This is a genomic window from Caballeronia sp. SEWSISQ10-4 2 (assembly GCF_030464885.1).
In the GTDB taxonomy this organism is placed as follows: domain Bacteria; phylum Pseudomonadota; class Gammaproteobacteria; order Burkholderiales; family Burkholderiaceae; genus Caballeronia.
The window spans coordinates 12110-32241 of record NZ_JALPRJ010000086.1; the positions used below are offsets into that span (position 1 = coordinate 12110).

General features: G+C 61.9%; 17 protein-coding genes. 5 read left to right on the forward strand and 12 right to left on the reverse strand.

Annotated features, from left to right (window positions below):
• Positions 1-7: 7 nt before the first annotated feature.
• From M0D69_RS36470 to M0D69_RS36485, 4 genes are all read right to left on the reverse strand, one after another.
• A complete protein-coding gene (locus M0D69_RS36470) occupies positions 8-901 on the reverse strand; it encodes a carbohydrate ABC transporter permease (protein ID WP_301786678.1) in 894 nt (297 codons plus the stop codon).
• A complete protein-coding gene (locus M0D69_RS36475) occupies positions 898-1734 on the reverse strand; it encodes a carbohydrate ABC transporter permease (protein ID WP_301786695.1) in 837 nt (278 codons plus the stop codon). Before M0D69_RS36475 ends, M0D69_RS36470 begins: the two co-directional genes overlap by 4 nt.
• Positions 1735-1841: 107 nt before the next feature.
• Positions 1842-3077: an ABC transporter substrate-binding protein gene (locus tag M0D69_RS36480; RefSeq protein WP_301786679.1), complete on the reverse strand. Its 1236-nt coding sequence runs from the start codon at positions 3075-3077 to the stop codon at positions 1842-1844.
• 86 nt (positions 3078-3163) lie between these two features.
• Positions 3164-4543, reverse strand: coding sequence for a GH1 family beta-glucosidase (locus M0D69_RS36485; RefSeq protein WP_301786680.1), 1380 nt, complete (start codon positions 4541-4543; stop codon positions 3164-3166).
• Positions 4544-4876: 333 nt separating this feature from the next.
• Between M0D69_RS36485 and M0D69_RS36490 the strand changes: the two genes are divergently transcribed.
• Complete coding sequence (locus M0D69_RS36490) at positions 4877-5245, forward strand: VOC family protein (protein ID WP_301786681.1); 369 nt, start codon at positions 4877-4879, stop codon at positions 5243-5245.
• A gap of 30 nt (positions 5246-5275) precedes the next feature.
• Here the strand turns inward: M0D69_RS36490 and M0D69_RS36495 are convergent, their stop codons facing one another.
• From M0D69_RS36495 to M0D69_RS36510, 4 genes are all read right to left on the reverse strand, one after another.
• Positions 5276-6130: a hypothetical protein gene (locus M0D69_RS36495; RefSeq protein WP_301786682.1), complete on the reverse strand. Its 855-nt coding sequence runs from the start codon at positions 6128-6130 to the stop codon at positions 5276-5278.
• A gap of 514 nt (positions 6131-6644) precedes the next feature.
• Positions 6645-7712: a helix-turn-helix domain-containing protein gene (locus M0D69_RS36500; RefSeq protein WP_301786683.1), complete on the reverse strand. Its 1068-nt coding sequence runs from the start codon at positions 7710-7712 to the stop codon at positions 6645-6647.
• 489 nt (positions 7713-8201) lie between these two features.
• On the reverse strand, positions 8202-12557 hold the full coding sequence (locus M0D69_RS36505) for a DEAD/DEAH box helicase (protein ID WP_301786684.1): 4356 nt from the start codon (positions 12555-12557) through the stop codon (positions 8202-8204).
• A 12-nt stretch (positions 12558-12569) separates the two neighbouring features.
• Positions 12570-12818, reverse strand: coding sequence for a hypothetical protein (locus M0D69_RS36510; RefSeq protein ID WP_301786685.1), 249 nt, complete (start codon positions 12816-12818; stop codon positions 12570-12572).
• 35 nt (positions 12819-12853) lie between these two features.
• On the opposite strand from M0D69_RS36510, the gene M0D69_RS36515 reads away from it, so the two are divergent.
• The 4 genes from M0D69_RS36515 (at position 12854) to M0D69_RS36530 (ending at position 17063) form a co-directional block, all read left to right on the forward strand.
• The gene (locus M0D69_RS36515; RefSeq protein WP_301786686.1) at positions 12854-13858 is read left to right on the forward strand and encodes a 2-keto-3-deoxygluconate permease; all 1005 of its coding nucleotides are present in this window, start codon (positions 12854-12856) and stop codon (positions 13856-13858) included.
• Positions 13855-15147, forward strand: a complete 1293-nt coding sequence (locus M0D69_RS36520; RefSeq protein ID WP_301786687.1) for a four-carbon acid sugar kinase family protein — start codon at positions 13855-13857, stop codon at positions 15145-15147. Before M0D69_RS36515 ends, M0D69_RS36520 begins: the two co-directional genes overlap by 4 nt.
• Positions 15148-15219: 72 nt before the next feature.
• On the forward strand, positions 15220-16221 hold the full coding sequence (pdxA, locus tag M0D69_RS36525) for a 4-hydroxythreonine-4-phosphate dehydrogenase PdxA (RefSeq protein WP_301786688.1): 1002 nt from the start codon (positions 15220-15222) through the stop codon (positions 16219-16221).
• A 62-nt stretch (positions 16222-16283) separates the two neighbouring features.
• Positions 16284-17063, forward strand: coding sequence for a DeoR/GlpR family DNA-binding transcription regulator (locus tag M0D69_RS36530; protein WP_301786689.1), 780 nt, complete (start codon positions 16284-16286; stop codon positions 17061-17063).
• A gap of 56 nt (positions 17064-17119) precedes the next feature.
• Here the strand turns inward: M0D69_RS36530 and M0D69_RS36535 are convergent, their stop codons facing one another.
• The 4 genes from M0D69_RS36535 to M0D69_RS36550 all read right to left on the reverse strand — a co-directional run bounded on the left by M0D69_RS36535 (position 17120) and on the right by M0D69_RS36550 (position 19847).
• Positions 17120-18439 (reverse strand): RNA polymerase sigma factor, encoded by a 1320-nt coding sequence (locus tag M0D69_RS36535; RefSeq protein ID WP_301786690.1) that lies wholly within the window; start codon positions 18437-18439, stop codon positions 17120-17122.
• Positions 18436-18843, reverse strand: coding sequence for a VOC family protein (locus M0D69_RS36540; protein ID WP_301786691.1), 408 nt, complete (start codon positions 18841-18843; stop codon positions 18436-18438). The genes M0D69_RS36535 and M0D69_RS36540 overlap by 4 nt, the downstream gene beginning before the upstream one ends.
• Positions 18844-18957: 114 nt before the next feature.
• Positions 18958-19371, reverse strand: coding sequence for a YciI family protein (locus M0D69_RS36545; protein ID WP_301786692.1), 414 nt, complete (start codon positions 19369-19371; stop codon positions 18958-18960).
• Between the two features lie 128 nt (positions 19372-19499).
• The gene (locus M0D69_RS36550; RefSeq protein WP_301786693.1) at positions 19500-19847 is read right to left on the reverse strand and encodes a YciI family protein; all 348 of its coding nucleotides are present in this window, start codon (positions 19845-19847) and stop codon (positions 19500-19502) included.
• Between the last annotated feature and the right edge of the window lie 285 nt (positions 19848-20132).

Consider the following 20132-nt stretch of genomic DNA (forward strand, 5'->3'; position numbering starts at 1 on the left):
CCCTGGACTAACCTTTGACCGCACCGGACGCAATGCCGCGAACGAACCAGCGACCCGACACGAAGTAGATGGCGAGCGGCACCATGGACGTAAGAATGGTCGCCGCCATGTTGACGTTGTAGAGGCGCTCGCCTGTCGTCGTGTTGATGATGTTATTCAGTTGCACGGTCATCGGCAGGTTCTTGGTACCGGCGAAGACCAGGCCGAGGACAAAGTCGTTCCAGATGCCGGTGACCTGCATGATGATGGCCACCACGATGATCGGCGTGGACATGGGCACCATCAGTTGCAGGAAGATACGCCAGAAACCGCCGCCGTCCACGCGCGCCGCCTGAAAGAGTTCATGCGGCAACGCGGCGTAGTAGTTACGGAATAGCAGCGTCATCACCGGCATGCCAAAGATGGTATGGATCACGACAATGCCGGGCAACGAGCTGAACAAATGCACGGTGGCGAGCACGCGAACCAGCGGATAGACCATCACCTGCACGGGAATGAATGCACCCATCAGCAGGATCGCGAACAGCGTGCCCGCACCACGCGGTTTCCAGAACGACAACGCGTAGCCGTTCACCGCACCCGCCAGAATCGACAGAACCGTACTCGGTATGACGATGCGTACCGAGTTCCAGAAGCCGACCTGGATGCCCTGGCAATCGAGCCCCGTACACGCCGATTGCCACGCGACACGCCATGCATCGAGCGTGAAATGCATCGGCAGCGAGAGGATATTGCCGAGACGAATTTCCGTCATCGGCTTGACTGACGTGACGAGCATGACGTACAGCGGCAGCAGGAAAAACAATGCGGATGTCAGCAGGAACGCATACACGCCCAAGCGCGCGGGCGTAAAACGCGACCTGCGACGCGACCTGCGTTTCAACGGGCGTGGCGCGTTCATCGGGCATCCCTCAACCGCAACGCGCGGCTGCGAATATAGAAGACCGGCGCAAGAATCGCGAGCACGGTAATGAGAAGAACGATCGACGCCGCCGATGCCAGCCCCAGATTCGCGCGCCCGAACAGGTACTCCATGATGAACTTTGCGGGCACCTCGCTCGCCGTGCCGGGACCGCCTTGCGTCATGGCGACGACCGCGTCGTAGAGTTTGATGACCATCACGAACAGCAGGATGAAGGCCGTCGAAATTGACGCACCGAGCATGGGAATCACAATGCTGACGTAGACACGCCAGCGCGGAATGCCATCTATACGCGCAGCTTTCCAGATCTCTTCGTCAATACCGCGCAGTCCCGCAAGCAACAACGCCATCACCAGTCCCGACGCCTGCCAGACCGTTGCAATCACGAGCGTATAGATCACGCGATCCTGATCGACAATCCAGTCGAAGCGCGCGTGCGTGAAACCGATCCTGTGCAGCACCTCCTGAATGCCGAGCTCCGGATTCAGGATCCACTGCCACACAAGACCCGTCGCCACGAAAGACATTGCATACGGATACAGGAACACCGTGCGCAGCGCGCCCTCCGCCACCACCTTCTGGTCTATAAACACCGCCAGCAGCAGGCCGATCACAAGACATATGACGATAAACAAAACCCCGTAGATCACGATGTTTTGCAGCGACAACATCCAGCGGTCGTTATTAAAAAGCCGTACATATTGCGAGACGCCCGCGAAACTAGTCGATGCGAACGTGCGCGAGTTCGTGAACGACGTGCGCAAGCTCCATAACATCGTGCCGAGATAAGCGAACACGACCGTCAAGGTCATCGGCAACAACGCAACATAGGCTGCCAGCGCAAACCGCTTTCTCAGCGGTTTGCGCTTCGCATGCCGGGCCGATGCACGTAAGGCTCTGTCGGCGGACGTCACGGCCATCAGCTTTTGAGCCCGCTGGCGAAGGCCTTTTGTGCGTCTTCCACCGACTGGTTCTTGTTCCAGAAGTTGGTGATGACGTCCTGCAATGCGCCGTTGATGTCAGGCGGTGTCAGCATTTCCGGATTCGGCAACTGCCGCGACTTGTCCTTCATGATCGCGATGCCCTCCTTCGCGCACATATCGAGGCTCGAATCGTCGATGTCCGAGCGGATCGGAATCGAACCCTTCTTCGCACTGAACGCAACCTGTGCAGCCGGCGACGTCATCACGGTAGCCAGCAATTTCTGCGCCTTCACTGCGTTGGCATCGTCGGTCTTCGGGAACACGAACACGTCGCCTGCCACGAGATACGGTGAATTCGGACCAAAGCCCGGGAAGCAGCCGAAGTCCTTGCCCGCCGATTGTTTGGCCGCAACAAACTCGCCCTTCGCCCAGTCGCCCATGATCTGCACGCCGGCTTTGCCCGAGATCACCAGCGCCGTCGCGTCGTTCCAGTTACGGCCCGGCGAACCCGGATCGATGTAGTTATGCAGGCGCTTGAACTGCGTCAGCACCTTCTTGAACGCATCGGATTTGACCGCGTTCACATCGCGATCGCGATAGATCTTCAGGTACAGGTCCGGACCGCCGACATCGGCGAACACGGCGTCGAAGGTGATCTTCTCCTGCCACGCCTGACCGCCAAGCGCGAGAGGAATTACACCCGCCGCTTTCAGCTTGTCGAGGTCCGCGATGAACTCGTCGTAGTTGGCCGGCTCTTTCGCAATGCCCGCCTTCTGGAAGGCCGGCTTCGAATAGAAGAACCATGCCGGCATATGGATGTCCACGGGCGCAGCGTAGAAGTGCCCGTTCGACTTGATACTGGCGATAATCGAAGGCGGGAAGGTCGTGTCCCAGTTCTCCTTGGCAGCCACATCGTCGACGTTGTTCAGCAAACCCTGGTCGATGATGTCGTGGAATTGCTTCGAGGTATTGAACTGCGCGGCCGTCGGCGGATCGCCGCCCATGATGCGGTTGAGCGCAGTGGAACGCGCCTGGTCCGCGCCGGCCACGGCGTTGTCGATCCACAAACCGCCGGCTTTGTTATAAGCATCGGCGAACTGCTTGATAGCCGCCGATTCCCCACCCGAGGTCCACCAGTGGATCACGGTGGCTTTCAGCGGATCGGCGTGCGCTGCGCTGCTCGCAGCGACGGCTGCAATAACACTGACGACCAGTTTCTTCATGCTGTTCATTGAGTCTCCTCCGGGCGATATAGTCCATTTGGCCCATGTGGTCCAACGGATTCGGCATTCAATCTTGCAGCGGGTCAGGATTAAATTCAGGCGCGGGCGCGGCGCTCCTCAAGGAACTTCGCGATCAATTCGGCGCTATGCTTCATCGTGCGTTTCTGCGTTTCATAGTTGACATGGAACATGCCAAAACGCCGCTCATAACCAAAGGCCCATTCGAAGTTGTCCATCAGCGACCAGATGAAATATCCGCGCACGTCCACGCCGGCTTTGATGGCGCTATCGACGGCAGCAAGATGGCGCTTAAGGAACGAGATGCGTTGCTGATCGTCGACGCGGCCATCTACTACTTTGTCATCCGACGCCATGCCGTTCTCGGTGATATAAATCGGCGGCAATGAAGCGTAGGTCTTGTTGAATCCGATCAGCAGGTCGCGCAGGCCATCGGGATGAATCTCCCAACCCATCTGCGTACGCTCGACACCTTGCAGCGGCACTTCCGTAAAGCCATGCGCGCCATCGCTTTTCACATTGGTACGGAAGTAATAGTTGATTCCGAGGAAGTCGAGCGACGCGCCGATAGTTTCCATATCGCCATCGAGCACAAGCGGCTCGGTGCCCGGCCATAGTTCGAAAAGGTCCTTGGGATAGGCCTTTTTCAGCAACGGATCGAGGATCCAGGCATTGTGCTGGACTTCAAAAAGATGCGCGGCGCGTGCATCCGCTTCGCTGTTGGTATCGGCGGTTCCTCGGCCGACGTTCGCGACAATGCCCTTGAGCGACGCGGGATCGTTCGCGCGCAAGACCGGTACTGCGTTGCCGTGCGCGAGCAGCAGATGATGCATCGCCTGCGTAGCGTAGCGGTCGTTGGCGAGACCCGGTGCGTGATGGCCGTTGCCGTAGCCCAGATACGCTGAGCACCAGGGTTCGTTGAGCGTGGCCCAGGCATCGACCTGGCCTGCGAGCTCGCGGCTCATCAGGTCGGCGTAATCGGCAAAGCGATACGCGATGTCTCGATTAAGCCAGCCGCCGCGATCTTCCAGATATTGCGGCAAGTCCCAGTGATAGAGCGTGACGAAGGTCTTGAGCCCCTTCTCTTTCAGCCGGCCGACAACCCGCTTATAAAAGTCGATACCCTTCTGATTCGGACGCCCTGCCTCGTCCATCACGCGCGGCCATGCAATGGAAAGACGGTATGCATCGACGTTAAGCGTCGAGAGTAAATCAAGGTCCGATTCCCATCGATGATAGTGATCGCAGGCGACCTCGCCGGTGTCGCCTGCCAGCACTTTGCCGGGCGTGGCCGAAAACGTGTCCCATATAGACGGGAGGCGGCCATCTTCGTGCGTAGCGCCTTCGATCTGGTAGGAAGCGGTTGCTGCGCCGAGCAGGAAATCTCGTCGCCAAAGAGCTGAATCGGAGGGTGGGAAAAACGAATCGCTGGAGACAACAGATGTGTCGAGTGCCACGAGAACTCCTGTTGAGCGGTGGAGTGGAAGCGCTTCCACAAGCGCTTGCGAACGATAGCAGCGCCGAATTGACGGGGACAATCCGGGTTTGTATGGAGGTGAATCGGGGAGTGACTACAAGAAGCGACGGTCGCGAACGAGGTGGCGACCATCGGAGCAGATTTCACTGATTTCGCTCTCAGCTACGCCTGACAGGATCGGTGAATAAAGCCCGCTGCTACCCTGCCTTGCGCTGCTGACAGAAACTGGCAGTCGCAACGCTTACGATGGGCTCGGCTTCAAACACCGGCAGCACGCCGACGGCTTCCCACCGACCCTTCGTGAGCGCTCACCATGACCGATCCCAACTTCATCATCCTGTACGTGGACAACCCTTCAGCCAGCGCCGATTTCTATGCCGGCCTGCTAGGCAAGACACCCGTCGAGTCTTCCCCGACGTTCGCTATGTTCGTCCTGGCGTCGGGTCTCAAGCTGGGGTTGTGGTCAAGGCATACAGTTGAACCCGCGGCGGCAGCGGCGGGCGGCGGCGAAATCGCCTTCTCGGTGAACGACAACGACGCCCTGCATAGCCAGTACGCCGATTGGGTCAAGCGGGGCCTGAAAATCATCCAGCGTCCAACGGAAATGGAATTTGGCCTTACCTTCGTCGCGCTGGACCCGGACGGCCATCGCCTGCGCGTTTATGCAATGCCCCGGCAGTAAAGCGGCTCCGTCAGCCGTTGTGCAGCGCAGTTACCACCTTCTCGATGGCGCCATCGTCCTGGCCGTGGCAAGCAAGTGTGGAGGGGATTCGTCGGTGGCGCCGTCCCCTCTGCGCCGCGTATGTTCGAGTTCTTCCGCCAGACGTTTCGCTTCCCAGTCGCGTTGCCAGGCCTCCGCCTTATGCCGGCGTTCGATCGCGCGCCGTGCCTCGTCCTCACGATCGATCCACGCACTGAAGATCGAAAATGCGCGCTCCATCGCTTCGTATTTTCCCGCTGGGCCAGCCACCGAAAACAACAGGCGATCGCCTTGGCCCGGGTGCACCCAGTACACGTCGATTTCGCGTTCGCCGACCGATGTCACGTTCGCGCTGGCGGCCTCGCGCGCTGCTGTATCGGTGGTGCTGGAAGGGATCGTTACCGTCTCGTCCGTCCAGCGTTTTGACGCCGCGCGAGCATCCGCCGCAGTCAGCTCGGGCTCGACGGCCAGCGCACGAAACGGCCACTCGAAACGACCGGAGCGCAGGCGTTGAAACTCACCAGGGGCATCGGGCGAGACGAACCGCTTCGCTACTTTGTTCACAGTGAGCGTTCGCGATGGAAGATGTAAAACGAGATCGAGACCACCGCCGGCGACCCGGATCCCGCCCTCGTCCTCACGAATCTCGGCGTCGCATAGCGCCGACGCATACGACAACTGCCTGCTTTCGCGATAGCCATGCAGCCAGAGCGCCACGATCACAGCCAGTGATAGTCCAATCTGCGCACTCGATGGCGGTGCCGAGACAAGGCCGCTATAAGCTGCGACGACCGCCGCGCCGCACACGCCCGCCTTGACGATCCGGCCTAACGGGGTTTGAGCGTGGAAGAAAGCGAACAGCCACATGAGTTTTCCCGATGTCACTTTTTTCTTGGCTTAGGGTCGAGCACGCGGCGGGCCGCATGCCGGTGACATGGCCCCGCGAGGCGTTTTTCGCCGTGAAGCGTCTTGATGACGTTTTCTCTCTCAGCCAGCGATTCGTGTTGCTTTGCAGCGCTCTGGCGTGGTCCGGCCTGGCCCACGCGTCGCGGCGGTGTCGGCGATGGATGATCCAGCCGCCTCGCAACGATCCCGCCATGCGGTGCTGGCCGATCAGGGCCGCCTTGGTGGCGCTTGTCGGGAACGCGCACGCGATGATCCTTGGGCGTTTGCGTCCGATGCAAAAGGCGCCGGCCATGCCCGCAACAACGCCTGCCTCGAAGTCCGCACATGATGCCTTCGACGCGCCCTGCCGCCCTCTCATTCCGTCCGCTCTTTTCACCCATTTCGTTCCGGGGCATCGAGGAAATGTCTACTTACTCTTACAAGCCCCGCATATCCCGCACCTCCATTACGCACTCATTACTCGCCCCTTACGTACTCAGGCGCGCAGGTCGCGGATCTTCGCGGCAGTCATGGCGCCGACGCCGCGCCCATCGCCCGGGTGACCGGCGCCATTCGCCGCCGCCGTCACGCCGAAACCCGTAAAAACGCTGCCCGCGCGGCGTCCGCGCGCTTCTGTCGGCGTGCAGCCGAAACGCTCCTTGAACGCGCGATTGAATGTCGATTCGCTCATGAAGCCGACCGCGCAGGCAATCGCGCCAATCAGATCGCGCGCGTGCAGCGGCGACTCGAGCCGGCGCATGGCTTCATCGAGTCTGCGAGACCGCACATATTCGGCGACGCCGCCCATCGGTTCAAAAAGTTCGTATAGCGCCGTTCGGGATACTTTCAGGATTTCGCGCAGCCTCGCCGGGCCGAGGCTCGTGTCCGCCAGATTGCCTTCGATATAACTCAGCGCCTGAGCCCGGATCACCGGCGTCAGGCGCGGGTCGCCGGATTCCGCCCAGCGCTCGGCGCGCCGCAGCACGCAAGCCGCGATGAAGTCGAGCGTGGCTTCGCCGGCCACGAGCGCCTGCTCGTCGTCCATCGTGGTCGCAACGCTCGCGAGGGTGCGCATGTGCGAAGCGATCAGCACGCCGATGGGGTCGGTGGGGTCCCACGATAAACCGTGCATCCGCAACGCGCCGCCCGTGCGCCGGTCGATCGCCTGGCGCGGAATGGTGAGCGTGAGCATGGGCGCGTCGCGGGTGAAGCCGATGTTTTCCACGACGAGGTCGCGCATCACCACCGAGCCGAGCGGCACCTGCTGGGTGTCGCGGCCGAACGTCGACATCAGCGTGCCGTCGAGCAGGCAATGCACCAGGTAATGATCGATGCCGGAGGTCGCAATCCTGCGACGGGTACGCTGGAACTCGACGTCGCCGCCCACGACGTGCGACATGAGCAGCATCCCGCCCAGTGCCCAGCTTTCCATCTTTGCGCGAAACGGCGCGGAGGGATCTTTCGGACGCTGGATCTCGAATATGGCGTCGATTCCTTCGCGCCAGATTTCCTCTGCATCGTTCTCCGCGAACTCAGCACTGTCGAATCTGATGGGCGGGGACATGGTGTTACTCAGCCTCCATAGCAGCAGGGTTCGACATGGTTTTCCAGATTTTCCGGACCAAGCTTTCAAGCCTTTATCCGGCATCTCAAAGAAATTAACGGCGCGTTAGCACTAAAACTTTAGCATGTGTTTAAAACGGTCCCGAGGGAACCCGGGAGTTATCACTATTTTCAGGTTTATTTTTTCTCTGAACGGGTCAATCGGGGCAGCGGCTTTCCTGACGCCGCCGTCCGCCGATGCACCAAGGAAGCTGCTAAGTGATTATTAATAAAGGAATTGGAATCGATAATGCGACGCGTTGAAGGTTGCGCGCATATCGGTTACTGGTTTTTGTCGCGGTTCGCCCAGCCCTCGATCAGAAACCCATGGCCGGGGCGGATTAATAAGGGACGGGTTCGATAAACGCGTTTACGATTTCTCGATTTGTTTTACCCGGTAAGTTTTATCAAGGAAATCAGCGTTTTATCGTGAGAACGCAACGGCGTGTTTTCAACGGCTCATAACCATCGGCGAAACCGTCATACGGTCGAAACTGCGTCTGACGAGATGCCAGCGCACGCGCTCTCGCGCCTCGGCATCGAGCTCTATTAAAAAGCGCGTTTTCCCCGCAATAACCGCCCCCACCGGCAAACCATCACGATACAACACGCGATTACCCGGCAGCGCCGGGACCTTCTCCCCGGGCAGCAAGGTGCCGGCGAGATTCAGCGGATCGACTGCGCTGATCGCGATGAAGCTGCCGTCGGCGGGTCGCTTGCGCACATCGCGCAAAAGCGGCACTGCTTCGGGCAACGCAAATTGCTCGCCCGCCAGACCCGCGACAAAACGGCCGCCGCGAATTTCACCGCGCGCTTCCAGCCGGTGAAATACCCGCAGCAGGTCACGCCACGGCGGGAGCCATTCGGCTTCGCGTTCGAGCAGGCGCCAGAAGACCACGCCGTATCGGCGCAACAGGGTCATGGCGACGTGCTCGAGTGAATCGTTGCCGGGCGTGACGCGGTCGCTACTTTCAGAGCGACGCAGCAAGGCCCAGCGCCCGGCGTCGTCCATGCCGCCGATAAAACGCCCGCCACGTCGGGGCCGCCGGCCAAAACTGTTGCGGCGAGCGGCCGGTGCGAGCAACGCGCGCAGGCCGGCGAAGCTGTCAGCATTCACCAGTCCCAGCGACACCAGTTCGCCCAGCGCGGTTTCGAGTTCGGTATCCAGCAGGTGGACGTCCGAGCGCAGTTCATCGAAGAACATGGCGCCGTGTTTCGTGAGCGCATCGAACACAAGTTGGGCGCGCGACGACGGTTCGGGCGTTTGCATCGATTGCATCAGCGGGTTCCACGCCGACAGGTTACGGCGCGGCAGCAACACGATGGGCGTGGTGCGCACCGGACCGCCCGAACTGCGCGAACGTGCGCCCGGCCGGCTCCAGACAACCTTGCCGGAGCGGCACAGGTCGTCGAGCCAGCTCATCGAATAGTCAGTCAGGCGTGCAGGCAGGATCTCGTCTTCCCATGCTACGGCGGGCGCTTCGTAACCTTGAAGTTGCTCGATCGCCTGCATCAGCGCGTCGTGGCCGTCACCGTGCGGATCGGCTTTGGAGTCGGCGCTGAGGTGCTGCCAGTCGAACAGGAAACGCATGAAATCCTGCAACTCGACCGGCTCGATTTCGCGCCGCAAACGCCGCACGGTGTATCGATGAATGCGCGCAAGCAGATGCCGCTCGCACCATTCTTCTTCAGCCGCGCCCGGCGTAAAGCGGCCACGCATGACGTAGCCCTCAGCTTCGAGGCGCGTGAGTGAAAGCGCCACCAATGAGACCGGCACCGCCAACGCCCGGGCGATAACAGGCGCTGGCAACGGACCGAAGCCGCTCAACCGTGCGCGCACGATTTCAACGAGTGCGTCGTCTTCGGTCCAGGCTTCATCGAAACCGGGAAGCGCTTCGAGCGGCGGCTGCATCGGTGCGACCGGGTGGACGGCGCGCAAGCACGTCAGGCGTTCGACCGGCACCCACAAACCATCCGCCGATGTCACCTGCAAGCGCGTCGCGCGCCCTGAGCCTGCGAGCGTTTGAAGCAAGGCTGGCCAACCGTCGTTCGCTTGCACCTCGGCTTCGCTGATGCACGACAGTCCCGATAGCGCCTCATGCATTTCATCGGCATTGCGCACCGACGGCCACGCTTCTTCGCGCACGCCTGCGATGGCGTCGGCATCGAGCGCGCCCAGATCATCGCTCGATTGAGGATCGGTCCAGCCTCGCGCCAGCACGGCCTGGGTGCGGCGCTCTTCGATAGGGGCATCGTCGAGAAAGGCGTACGGACGCGCCGATAGAACCTCAGCCGCCAGCGGCGACGGCGCGGGTAAATCACGCGTAACGAGCCGCACGTCGCCAGTTTCTATCCGCCGCAGCAACGCGATCCACGCGTCGCAGTCCATGGCGTCGTGCAGACAATCGTCGATCGTCTGATCCACCAGCGGATGACGCGGCACATCGCGTTCGCCCACCACGTTCTCGATGCACGCAACCTGATCGGGGAACACGGTCGCAAGCAAGTCCTCGCTTTTCATGCGCTGCAATTGCGGCGCGACCCGGCGGCCGCTCACGTAGCGCGGTAACGCAAGCGCGTTGGTCGCGTTCCAGCGCCAGCGCACGCCGAACAGCGGCGCGTCGAGCAGCGCCTGGATCAGCACGTGTTCGGCCGTGGCTGAACGCAGATAACGCCAGACTTCATCGAGCGGGAAACTGTGGCTGCCCGTTAGCGACAGCACGATCGCGTCCTCGGTCGCCGCCGCCTGCAATTCGAAGTTGAACGTGCGGCAAAAGCGCTTGCGCAGCGCAAGCCCCCACGCGCGGTTCATGCGGCTGCCGAACGGTGCGTGAATGACAAGCTGCGTGCCGCCGGAGGCATCGAAGAAACGCTCCATGACCAGCACGTCCTGCGTCGGCAAAACGGAAAGCGCCGCACGCGAACGCGCCAGATAATCGACGATCTGCCGCGCCGCTTCCTCGCCGACACCGGTTTGATCAGCCAGCTTGGTGATGGTGATGTCGAGCGAGAATTTGCCGAGCCACGCGTCTATATCAGCACGCAACCGCGCGATCGCCGCCGACAATTCATTGCTCCGCCCCGGCGCTTCCCCAAGCCAGAACGGAATATTCGGCGGCTGGCCTTGCGCGTCTTCCACGCGTACTCGCCCGCCTTCCACACGCAGGATCTTGTACGACGCATTGCCGAGTTGAAACACATCGCCGGCAAGACTTTCAACCGCAAAATCTTCGTTTACCGTACCAATCTGCAAACCCTGCGGTTCAAGCAGCACGGCGAAGTCAGCGTTGTCGGGAATCGCTCCGCCCGATGTCACCGCGGTCAGCTTGGCGCCACGCCGGCCGCGCAAACTGCGCGTCACCGCGTCCCGATGTACATACGCACCGCGCACGCCGCGCCGGCTTGTGTAGCCCTCGGCGAGCATGCGCACCACTGCATCGTATTGCTCGCGGTCCAGCGCTGCGTACGGCATCGCGCGGCGCACAAGTTCGAACAGCGCGTCCTCGCTCCATTCGCGGCACGCCACTTCAGCGGCGATCTGCTGCGCGAGGACATCGAGTGGCGCTTGGGGAATATGCAGCGCATCGAGTTCACCGCGTACCACGCAATCGAGCAGCGCCGCACATTCGATCAGATCGTCGCGTGATTCAGGAAAGAGCCGCCCCTTCGGCGTGCCACGCACCTGATGCCCCGAGCGCCCGACACGCTGCAGGAAACCGCCAATCGATCCCGGCGAACCGAGTTGACAGACCAGTTCGACGTCCCCGATATCGATGCCCAGTTCCAGCGACGCCGTTGCAATCAGCACCTTTAGTTCGCCGCGTTTGAGCCGCTGTTCGGCATCCAGCCGCTGCTCCTTCGCAAGACTGCCGTGATGCGCCGCGACCGCGGGCTTGCCGAGCCGTTCCGTGAGATGGCGTGCAACACGCTCGGCCATCCGGCGCGTATTCACGAACACGAGCGTGGTGCTGTGCTGCGCGACGAGATCGGCGAGGCGGTCATAGACACGCTCGCGCACATCGTTCGACATGATGGCGTCGAGCGGTATGGGCGGCAGTTCGAGCGCGAGATCGCGCTTGCGCACATGGCCGACATCGACGATCGAACACGGGCGCTTGCCCGTCAAGAATTCCGCGACGAGTTCGACCGGTTTTTGCGTTGCCGACAAACCGATCCGCAGAGGCACTTCGTGTTTGTGTTCCATGCACAACGCGTCCAGCCGCTCGAGACTGAGCGCGAGATGCGCGCCGCGTTTGTTGCCGGCCACGGCATGAATTTCATCGACGATCACCGTTCGCACCGTCGACAACATCGCGCGGCCGGAATCGGAACTCAGCAGCACATAGAGCGATTCCGGCGTGGTGACGAGAATGTGCGGCGGCCGTTTTTTTACGGCATTGCGTTCTTGCGGCGTGGTGTCGCCGGTACGCACAGCCGCACGAATCTCGATGGGCGGCAGGCCGAGCCGCTCCAGTTCATCCGAGATGCCGGCAAGCGGTTCCTGCAGGTTCACGCGGATATCGTTGGAAAGCGCCTTGAGCGGCGACACGTAGACCACGGTCGTCTCGTCGGGCAGCGGGCTCTTGAGACCTTCGCCGACCAGTTCGTCGATGGCCGCGAGGAACGCCGTCAGCGTCTTGCCCGAACCGGTCGGCGCGGCGACGAGCGTAGAGCGGCGCGCTTTGAGCAGCGGCCACGCGCGCGCCTGCGCCTCGGTGGGCGCAGCAAAAAGCCGGCTAAACCAGTTCGCGACGGCCGGATGGAAGCCGTCGAGCGGGTGGGAAATCGATGATTTTGCAGCGGTCATGCCGCTAGTTTATTAGCGGCGCGGAAAGCGTGTTTGTGCGCGTTCAATCTGCAGGGTGACGGCATGTGCCTGAGCCGCGCACAGCCGGGGAATTCGGGTACCGAGGTCGCAGAAAACGCGGCGCTTTGCATGCCCGCGCACTTCCCAATCACCCTCACAATGATCGAACCAATCATTCAAACGATCGATTTGCGCATTTTGCTCCACAGGACTACACTCCGATTTGACTGTTTCAATCAAACACGTGATCAATTCGAGCATCGCACTCGAACTCGCTCGTCAAACAGGAGACCTGTATGGCCCAGCTTCCCATCAAGCGCTCGATCGAGCGCGTTCCCGGCGGCATGATGATCGTGCCCTTGCTTCTCGGCTCGCTAGTCGCGACGTTCCTACCCGGCATGCCGAAGTTCTTCGGCTCGTTCACCAACGCGCTTTTCACCGGTGCGCTGCCGATCCTCGCCGTGTTCTATGTATGTATGGGAGCGAGCATCAACATCAAGGCGACGCCCTATCTCCTGAAGAAAGGCGGCGCGCTGTTCGCGGCGAAGATTGGCTCGGCGATTGTCGTAGGTGTCGTGCTGGGGCATTTTCTCGGTGAGCAGCCAATCTCTTCCGGTCTGTTCGCGGGCATCTCGACGCTCGCCGTCGTCGCCGCGATGAACGACACCAACGGCGGTCTCTACATGGCGCTGATGGGGCAATACGGGAGGTCCGAAGATGTGGGCGCGTACACCATCATGTCGCTGGAATCGGGACCGTTTCTCACGATGGTCACGCTGGGTGTGGCGGGGCTCTCGGCGTTTCCGTGGCCCACGCTCGTCGGCAGTATCCTGCCGCTCGCGGCCGGCATGCTGCTCGGCAACCTGGACCGCGAAATGCGCGACTTCCTCGCGCGCGCCGTGCCGGTGATGATCCCGTTTTTCGCGCTCGCGCTGGGCGCCAGTCTCGACCTGCACAAAGTCTGGCAAGCAGGTTTGCTCGGCATCGGACTGGGACTGGCGGTGGTTGTCGTGACCGGCATTCCGCTGTATTTCACCGACCGCCTGACGGGCGGCACAGGCGTGGCCGGCGTGGCGGCAGCCAACACGGCGGGTAATGCGGCGGCGGTTCCCGCGCTGATCGCGGCGGCGAATCCGGTCTACGCGGAGGCCGCCAAAAGCGCGACACTGCTGGTCGCGGCGTGCGTGGTGGTGACTGCTATTGTGTCGCCCGTCCTGACGGCGGCCGTCGCGAAACGGGTGAACGCCCGGGCTGAAGAGCGCCGTACCGTGCCGAAGGTGCAAAAGGAGGCCACGCGATGAACCCCCGCAGCATCCTGATCGTCGCCGACGATCTCTCCGGCGCGGCCGACTGCGCAATCGCGTTCGCTGGAGCGGGACGGCGTACGGTCGTGACGCTGGAGACATCGGGCATGACGAAGGCCGGTGACCTTGACGTCATCGCCGCCGATACCGACACGCGCCGCCTCTCCCCACAAGACGCGGCGCACCGCACCGCCGACACATTCAACGCGTTGAACGCGCCCGGCCGTCGTTTGTACAAGAAAATCGATTCGACGTTGCGCGGCAACTGGGCCGCTGAAGTGGCCGCATTGCAGCCGCTTGCCGGGCTGGCGATTGTCGCGCCCGCGTTTCCTGCCACCGGCCGCACGTTACAGGGTGCACGCGTGCTGGTGCATGGCGAACCGCTGGAAAGCACGGACACGTGGAAGCTGGAAAACGCCGGCCGGCCGGCGAATGTGCTGACGATGCTCGAGGAAGCGGGCCTGCGGTGCGAATCCATCGACGTGGACACCCTGCGCGGTGAGGCCAACGTGCTGCTGGACCGGATCAACGCAACGGCGACCGAATGCACACAAGCACTGATCGTCGATGCTCATACGGGCGATGACCTTCGACGGCTCGCGCAAATCACCGCGCAACTCGACCATCCGTTGTTCTGGGTCGGATCGGGCGGACTGGCGCGCGAATTGGCGTCGCTGCCCGATCTCTTCGGTGCCCCGCCCCGCGAAACCCTCGTCCACGAGAAACAGGATGGCGCGATCCTGGTCCTGGTCGGCAGTCTCTCCGCCGTGTCCGAACGCCAATGCGCGATGTTGCGCGAGCGCGCCCGCGTAAGCGAACTGATCGTGCCGCCAGCGGTTTTGCGCGTGGGCAGCGAACACGAAGACTGGTGCGAGTGGCAATCGAAGATTGGCGACTATCTCGAACGGCATCTCGACTTGCTGGTGCGCATCGGTCGCGACGATGCGTTCGATCCGGCGGAGGGCGCGCATCTGTCCACCGCCCTCGCCGCGCTGGTATCGCCGCATTTCAGGCATGTCGGAGGTTTGATCGCGACCGGCGGCGAAACCGCCCGCGCGATGCTGAGCGCAGCCGGCATCGGCAGTCTCGATCTGCTGGCCGAAGTCGAAGCGGGCGTCGCGGTCGCGCGGCCTTGCGCGCCGCATCCTGCCCGTCCCGCGATCGTCACCAAAGCCGGTGCGTTTGGCAGCGAGCATGCGCTGTTCGGCGCGTGGGAGCATTTGCAGAGACTGCCGCTGCCCGTACCGCCGCCGCGAACACCGGCCGCAGCCACTAACACGCATTAACGCAATGAACGCGAACACGACATTTGCCTCGCCTCAAAGCGCCCCCACTTACACGGAGTTCAACGAACCATCATGAGCAACACGCTTCCCGTAATCGGCATCACGATGGGCGATGCTTCCGGCGTTGGTCCCGAGATCGTCGTCAAGAGCCTCACGCATGACGTGGTCTACAAGCAGTGCCGTCCGCTCGTGATCGGTGATGCCCGCAGGCTCGAGCAAGCCAATGACATCGTGCATGGCAGCGCGAAGATCCGCCGCATCAAGGATGCGTCGGAGGCGAAGTATGAGGCGGGCACGATCGACTGTATCGACCTGGACCTGATCCCCGACGACCTGCCCTTCGGCCAGCTTTCGGCTGTGGCCGGTGATGCCGCGTATCAGTACATCGCGCGTGCCGTCGAGCTGGCGCAATCGCAACAGATCGATGCGATCTGCACCGCGCCGCTCAACAAGGAAGCGCTGCACGCGGGCGGCCACAAGTTTCCGGGGCACACCGAAATGCTCGCGCATCTGACAGGCGTGAACGAAGTCTCGATGATGCTCGTCGCGCCGCAACTGCGCGTGATTCATGTGACGACGCATATCGGCATCATCGATGCGATCAGGAAAATCGAGCCCGGCCTCGTGCAGCGCACGATCGAACGTGGCAACGCGACGCTGGTGAAAGCGGGGATTGCGAAACCGCGTATCGGCGTGTGCGGCATCAATCCGCATGCGGGCGAGAACGGCTTGTTCGGTTATGGCGAGGAAGAAGAAAAGATCATCCCGGCGGTCAAGATCCTGCAGGAACGCGGGCTCGATGTGACGGGTCCCCTGCCCGCCGATACGCTCTTTTTCCGCGCCGGCCGGGGTGACTTCGATCTCGTGGTCGCGATGTATCACGATCAGGGACACGGTCCGGTCAAGGTGCTCGGGCTTGAGGCTGGCGTGAATGTGACGGTCGGGCTGGAAGTGATCCGCACGTCGGTGGATCATGGGACGGCGTTTGATATCGCGGGCAAAGGTATCGCCGATGAACGCAGCCTGCTCGAAGCACTGCGCCAGGGCGCGGAACTCGCGACGCGGCGCGGGTGAGCGGATCAGTGCAGCCGCTCGTGTAACATCGGCGGCCTTGTTATCCGCATGAGCATTCACCGATGAAAGCAGCCGACCGTCACCGCGCCATCCTCGATCTCGTCCTCACACGCGACGCCAACGTAGAGCAGTTGAGCGAGGCGCTGGGGGTATCGGAGGCGACGGTGCGGCGCGACCTCACGATGCTCGCGAAGGAGCGGCGCCTCGTGCGCACGTATGGCGGCGCAACTGCGCTGGTCGGCGCGCATGAACCGGAGGCGTCGCTGGAGGAGCGCAAGTCGGCGCAGCGCGAACAGAAGGAAGCGATTGCCCAGGCTGCGGCGCTGCATGTGAAGGATGGCGACACGGTGCTGCTCGATGGCGGCACGACCTGCGCTGCGCTCGCGCGCCATTTGAGCGCGCATCGCGACTTGCATGTGGTGACCAATAATCTGCTCGCAGTGATGACGCTCGCCAATGTGCCGGGCATGCGAATCACGCTGATTGGCGGCGATTTGCGGGCATCGAGCATGAGCACGCTCGGGCCGCTGGCGGAACTCGTGCTGAGCCGGTTGAGCGTGGATATTGCGTTTCTCGGCGCCGATGGCGTGGCGGCGGATTTTGGTTTATGCGAGGCCAGTGCGGAACAGGCTTATCTGAAAGACTGCATCATTCGCCGTGCAGCGAGTGTGGTGGTGCTCGCCGATGCCGACAAACTCGGGCGCACGCGCCAACAGCACTGGACGCCGCTGGAGCGGGACTGGCGGTTGATCACAACCACCCTCGCCGATGAAATCAGGCTGGCGCCGTTTCGGGCTCTGGAACGGGTTGTTGTAGAAGTCGCGCCGATGGGGATGGAGTAGGTTTTGATGCGATCAGGTCGATCGCCCCGGCTAACTTGCCGCCGCGAAAGCCCGCTTCATTCCCTCATCCCCTTCATCTGCGCCGCCCGCTCAAGCAGCAACTCCCGCTCACGCGCATTACGCGCCATCGCGGCGGCCTTCTCGAATTCCACCCGCGCTTCCTCGCGACGACCCAGCTTCGCCAGCAGATCGCCCCGCACGCTCGGCAACCAGTGGTAATTCGCCAGCACCGCATCCGAACCCAGCTCGTCGACTATCTCCAGCCCCGCCGACGGACCAAACGCCATCCCCACCGCCACCGCGCGATTGAGCTCCACCACGGGCGACGGCGCGACCATCGCCAGCGCATCGTATAAAGCCACGATCTGCGCCCAATCCGTATCCGCCGCCCGGCGCGCGCGCGCATGGCAAGCCGCCAGCGCGCCCTGTAATGCGTAAGGTCCGCGCGCGCCGTTCAGCGCCTCCGACCGCTCCAACGCGGCGAGGCCGCGACGGATCAACAACGGGTCCCATCGGCTGCGATCCTGGTCCATCAACAAGACCGGCCGGCCGTTCGCATCGGTTCGTGCATGGGTGCGCGATGCCTGTATCTCCATCAATGCAACCAGCCCGTACACCTCGCTCTCATCAGGCGTCAAACCCGCGAGAATCCGTCCGAGACGCAACGCGTCGTCGCACAGCGACGGACGCATCCAGTCGTCACCGGCAGTCGCCGAATACCCTTCGTTAAAGATGAGATAAATGACTTCGAGCACCGACGCGAGCCGTGCCGCCCGCGCGTCGGCTTTCGGCACTTCAAACGGCACCCGTGCCGCTGATAAAGTCCGCTTCGCCCGCACGATGCGCTGCGCGATGGTCGGCTCGGGCTGCAGGAACGCACGCGCAATCTCGTCCGTAGTCAGGCCGCCGAGCAGCCGCAACGTCAACGCAACCCGTGCATCGACGGACAGCACCGGGTGACACGCCGTGAACACGAGCCGCAGCAAATCGTCGCCAATATCGTCCTCACGCGCGGCATCCAGCGCATCCACGAAATCCGGCGTGACGTGCTCCTCGCGCGCATCCATGTCGAGTCCCAACTCCTCGTGCTTGCGGGCGTGCAGCGCATCCTGCCTCAAACGATCCAGCGCCCGATGTTTCGCCGTGGTCATCAGCCACGCGCCCGGGTTGTCCGGCACGCCATCCACTCGCCAATGCTCAAGCGCCGCGATCAGCGCATCTTGCGCAAACTCCTCGGCGAGCGACACGTCGCGCACCATTCGCGCCACGACCGCAATCACCTTCGCCGATTCCATCCGCCACACCGCTTCTATCGCGCGGTGCGTGGCCTGTTCCTGGCTGCCGGACGGGCCGGACGTGCCGGAAGCTCCGCTCACGGTGCGCCCGCCGCGTTCGGATCCATGTACACGAACTCCCAGGTATGGCCGTCGACGTCATCAAAACCGTGGCTGTACATGAAGCCGTAGTCCTGCGGCGGTCGCGGTGTCTTGCCGCCCGCGCGCACAGCCTTCGCCACGATGTCATCGACCTCGGGACGGCTCTCGCACGACAGGCACGTAATTGCCTCGACCTGCTGTGTCGGGTCGATGATCGTCTTGGTCGTGAAGGTCTGGAAGAACGGCTTCACCAGCAGCATGGCGTAGATGTGCTCGCTGATCACCATGCACGCGGCTTGGTCGTTGCTGAACTTCGGGTTGAAGCTGAAACCGAGTTCACCGAAAAAGGCGCGCGATTTCTGCAGGTCCTCGACCGCCAGGTTCAAAAAGATTTGCTTATTCATTTTGTTGTCTCTCAAGAATAGATAAGTGACGTTAGCGGGCTTCCGCCAGCGTCTTCAGATGGTTCAATCCGTCTTTGAATTTTGACTGGACGCGCGATGGAACCGCTGCGGTCCTCATCGGCGTGCCCCTTCGAGTTCGCGGAAACGTTCGATCGATTCCCCCGAACCGATCTCGTCCAGCTCATACAACTGCCGCACTTCGATCTCACCGCTTTCGCGCTCGCCCATCGGCGATGGAAAACGGCGCGCCCACTCCATTGCTTCTTCACGCGAGCGCACCTGGATCAAGGTATAGCCCGCGATCAGTTCGCGAGTCTCGGGAAACGGTCCATCGATAACGGTTCGCCGGCCGCCCTCATAACGCACGCGCCAACCCTTGGCGCTTGGCTGGAAACCGCTTGCGTCGAGCAGCACGCCCGCTTTCGCGAGTTCTTCGTGATAGGTCGCCATTGCGCTGATCAGCGCGTCCTCGGGCAACACTCCCGCTTCGCTTTTTTCGGTCGCCTTGACCAGGATGATGAATCGCATTGCCGTTCTCCTTGTGCCGTGAAAACGAGAACGCTGGTTACGCTCTCATCTCCACGACGAATGACGCACGGAGAAATCGACAATTTTTCTGCTGCCAAGGGTTAACGCGAAGTAACTCGCGGAGCAACTTATTCCCAGCAGGGACCGACCTTGCGCACCTCGACCTCGCACCACTCCGCGGCCGGGCACGCTGTTGCAATCTCAATAGCCTGTTCCTTCGTCGCGCAATCGAGCATGTAGAACCCGCCGATCATTTCCTTCGCTTCGGCGTACGGTCCGTCAATCATGCTCGTCTGGCCGTCGCGTTTCTTGATACGCACGCCGCCCGTTGCGAGCGACTCACTTGCGATCAGCAAACCACGCTCTTTCAGTTCCGCGCCGAATTCGACCATGCGCTCGTAGAGGAGCTTGCCTTCGGCTTGCGAGCGCTCGGCCCGCTGTCCAACAGGTTCGGCGATGAGCAGCAGATAAGACATGACGTCTCCTGGAATGAGGTTTCAACGGGCCTTCACGGTATCAAGTGTGGCGAGACCTTTCAATCCCTCGATGCCTCAGTGAATGCGGAGGATTGCCGAAAAGCGGCTAAGCTGTCGCCCTCTTTCACGGCTGCCCGCGTTTTCTCTCATGGTCGATTTATCAGGTTGCACGAAAGACCTCGGCCTTCAGGCCGGAGATGGACAGCGCGGCAGATGATTGCCTGAGTGGTTTAGGAACACTTATACTGTATGTATGAACAGTGTTCCCGCTAAAACAACCCGAAC

Bases quoted from the DNA above. Each gene is read 5' to 3' on its own strand.
- M0D69_RS36470 (WP_301786678.1), bottom strand. From the start codon at position 901: ATGAACGCGCCACGCCCGTTGAAACGCAGGTCGCGTCGCAGGTCGCGT.
- M0D69_RS36475 (WP_301786695.1), bottom strand. From the start codon at position 1,734: ATGACCTTGACGGTCGTGTTCGCTTATCTCGGCACGATGTTATGGAGC.
- M0D69_RS36480 (WP_301786679.1), bottom strand. From the start codon at position 3,077: ATGAACAGCATGAAGAAACTGGTCGTCAGTGTTATTGCAGCCGTCGCT.
- M0D69_RS36490 (WP_301786681.1), top strand. From the start codon at position 4,877: ATGACCGATCCCAACTTCATCATCCTGTACGTGGACAACCCTTCAGCC.
- M0D69_RS36495 (WP_301786682.1), bottom strand. From the start codon at position 6,130: ATGTGGCTGTTCGCTTTCTTCCACGCTCAAACCCCGTTAGGCCGGATC.
- M0D69_RS36500 (WP_301786683.1), bottom strand. From the start codon at position 7,712: ATGTCCCCGCCCATCAGATTCGACAGTGCTGAGTTCGCGGAGAACGAT.
- M0D69_RS36505 (WP_301786684.1), bottom strand. From the start codon at position 12,557: ATGACCGCTGCAAAATCATCGATTTCCCACCCGCTCGACGGCTTCCAT.
- M0D69_RS36510 (WP_301786685.1), bottom strand. From the start codon at position 12,818: ATGCTCGAATTGATCACGTGTTTGATTGAAACAGTCAAATCGGAGTGT.
- M0D69_RS36515 (WP_301786686.1), top strand. From the start codon at position 12,854: ATGGCCCAGCTTCCCATCAAGCGCTCGATCGAGCGCGTTCCCGGCGGC.
- M0D69_RS36520 (WP_301786687.1), top strand. From the start codon at position 13,855: ATGAACCCCCGCAGCATCCTGATCGTCGCCGACGATCTCTCCGGCGCG.
- pdxA (WP_301786688.1), top strand. From the start codon at position 15,220: ATGAGCAACACGCTTCCCGTAATCGGCATCACGATGGGCGATGCTTCC.
- M0D69_RS36530 (WP_301786689.1), top strand. From the start codon at position 16,284: ATGAAAGCAGCCGACCGTCACCGCGCCATCCTCGATCTCGTCCTCACA.
- M0D69_RS36540 (WP_301786691.1), bottom strand. From the start codon at position 18,843: ATGAATAAGCAAATCTTTTTGAACCTGGCGGTCGAGGACCTGCAGAAA.
- M0D69_RS36545 (WP_301786692.1), bottom strand. From the start codon at position 19,371: ATGCGATTCATCATCCTGGTCAAGGCGACCGAAAAAAGCGAAGCGGGA.
- M0D69_RS36550 (WP_301786693.1), bottom strand. From the start codon at position 19,847: ATGTCTTATCTGCTGCTCATCGCCGAACCTGTTGGACAGCGGGCCGAG.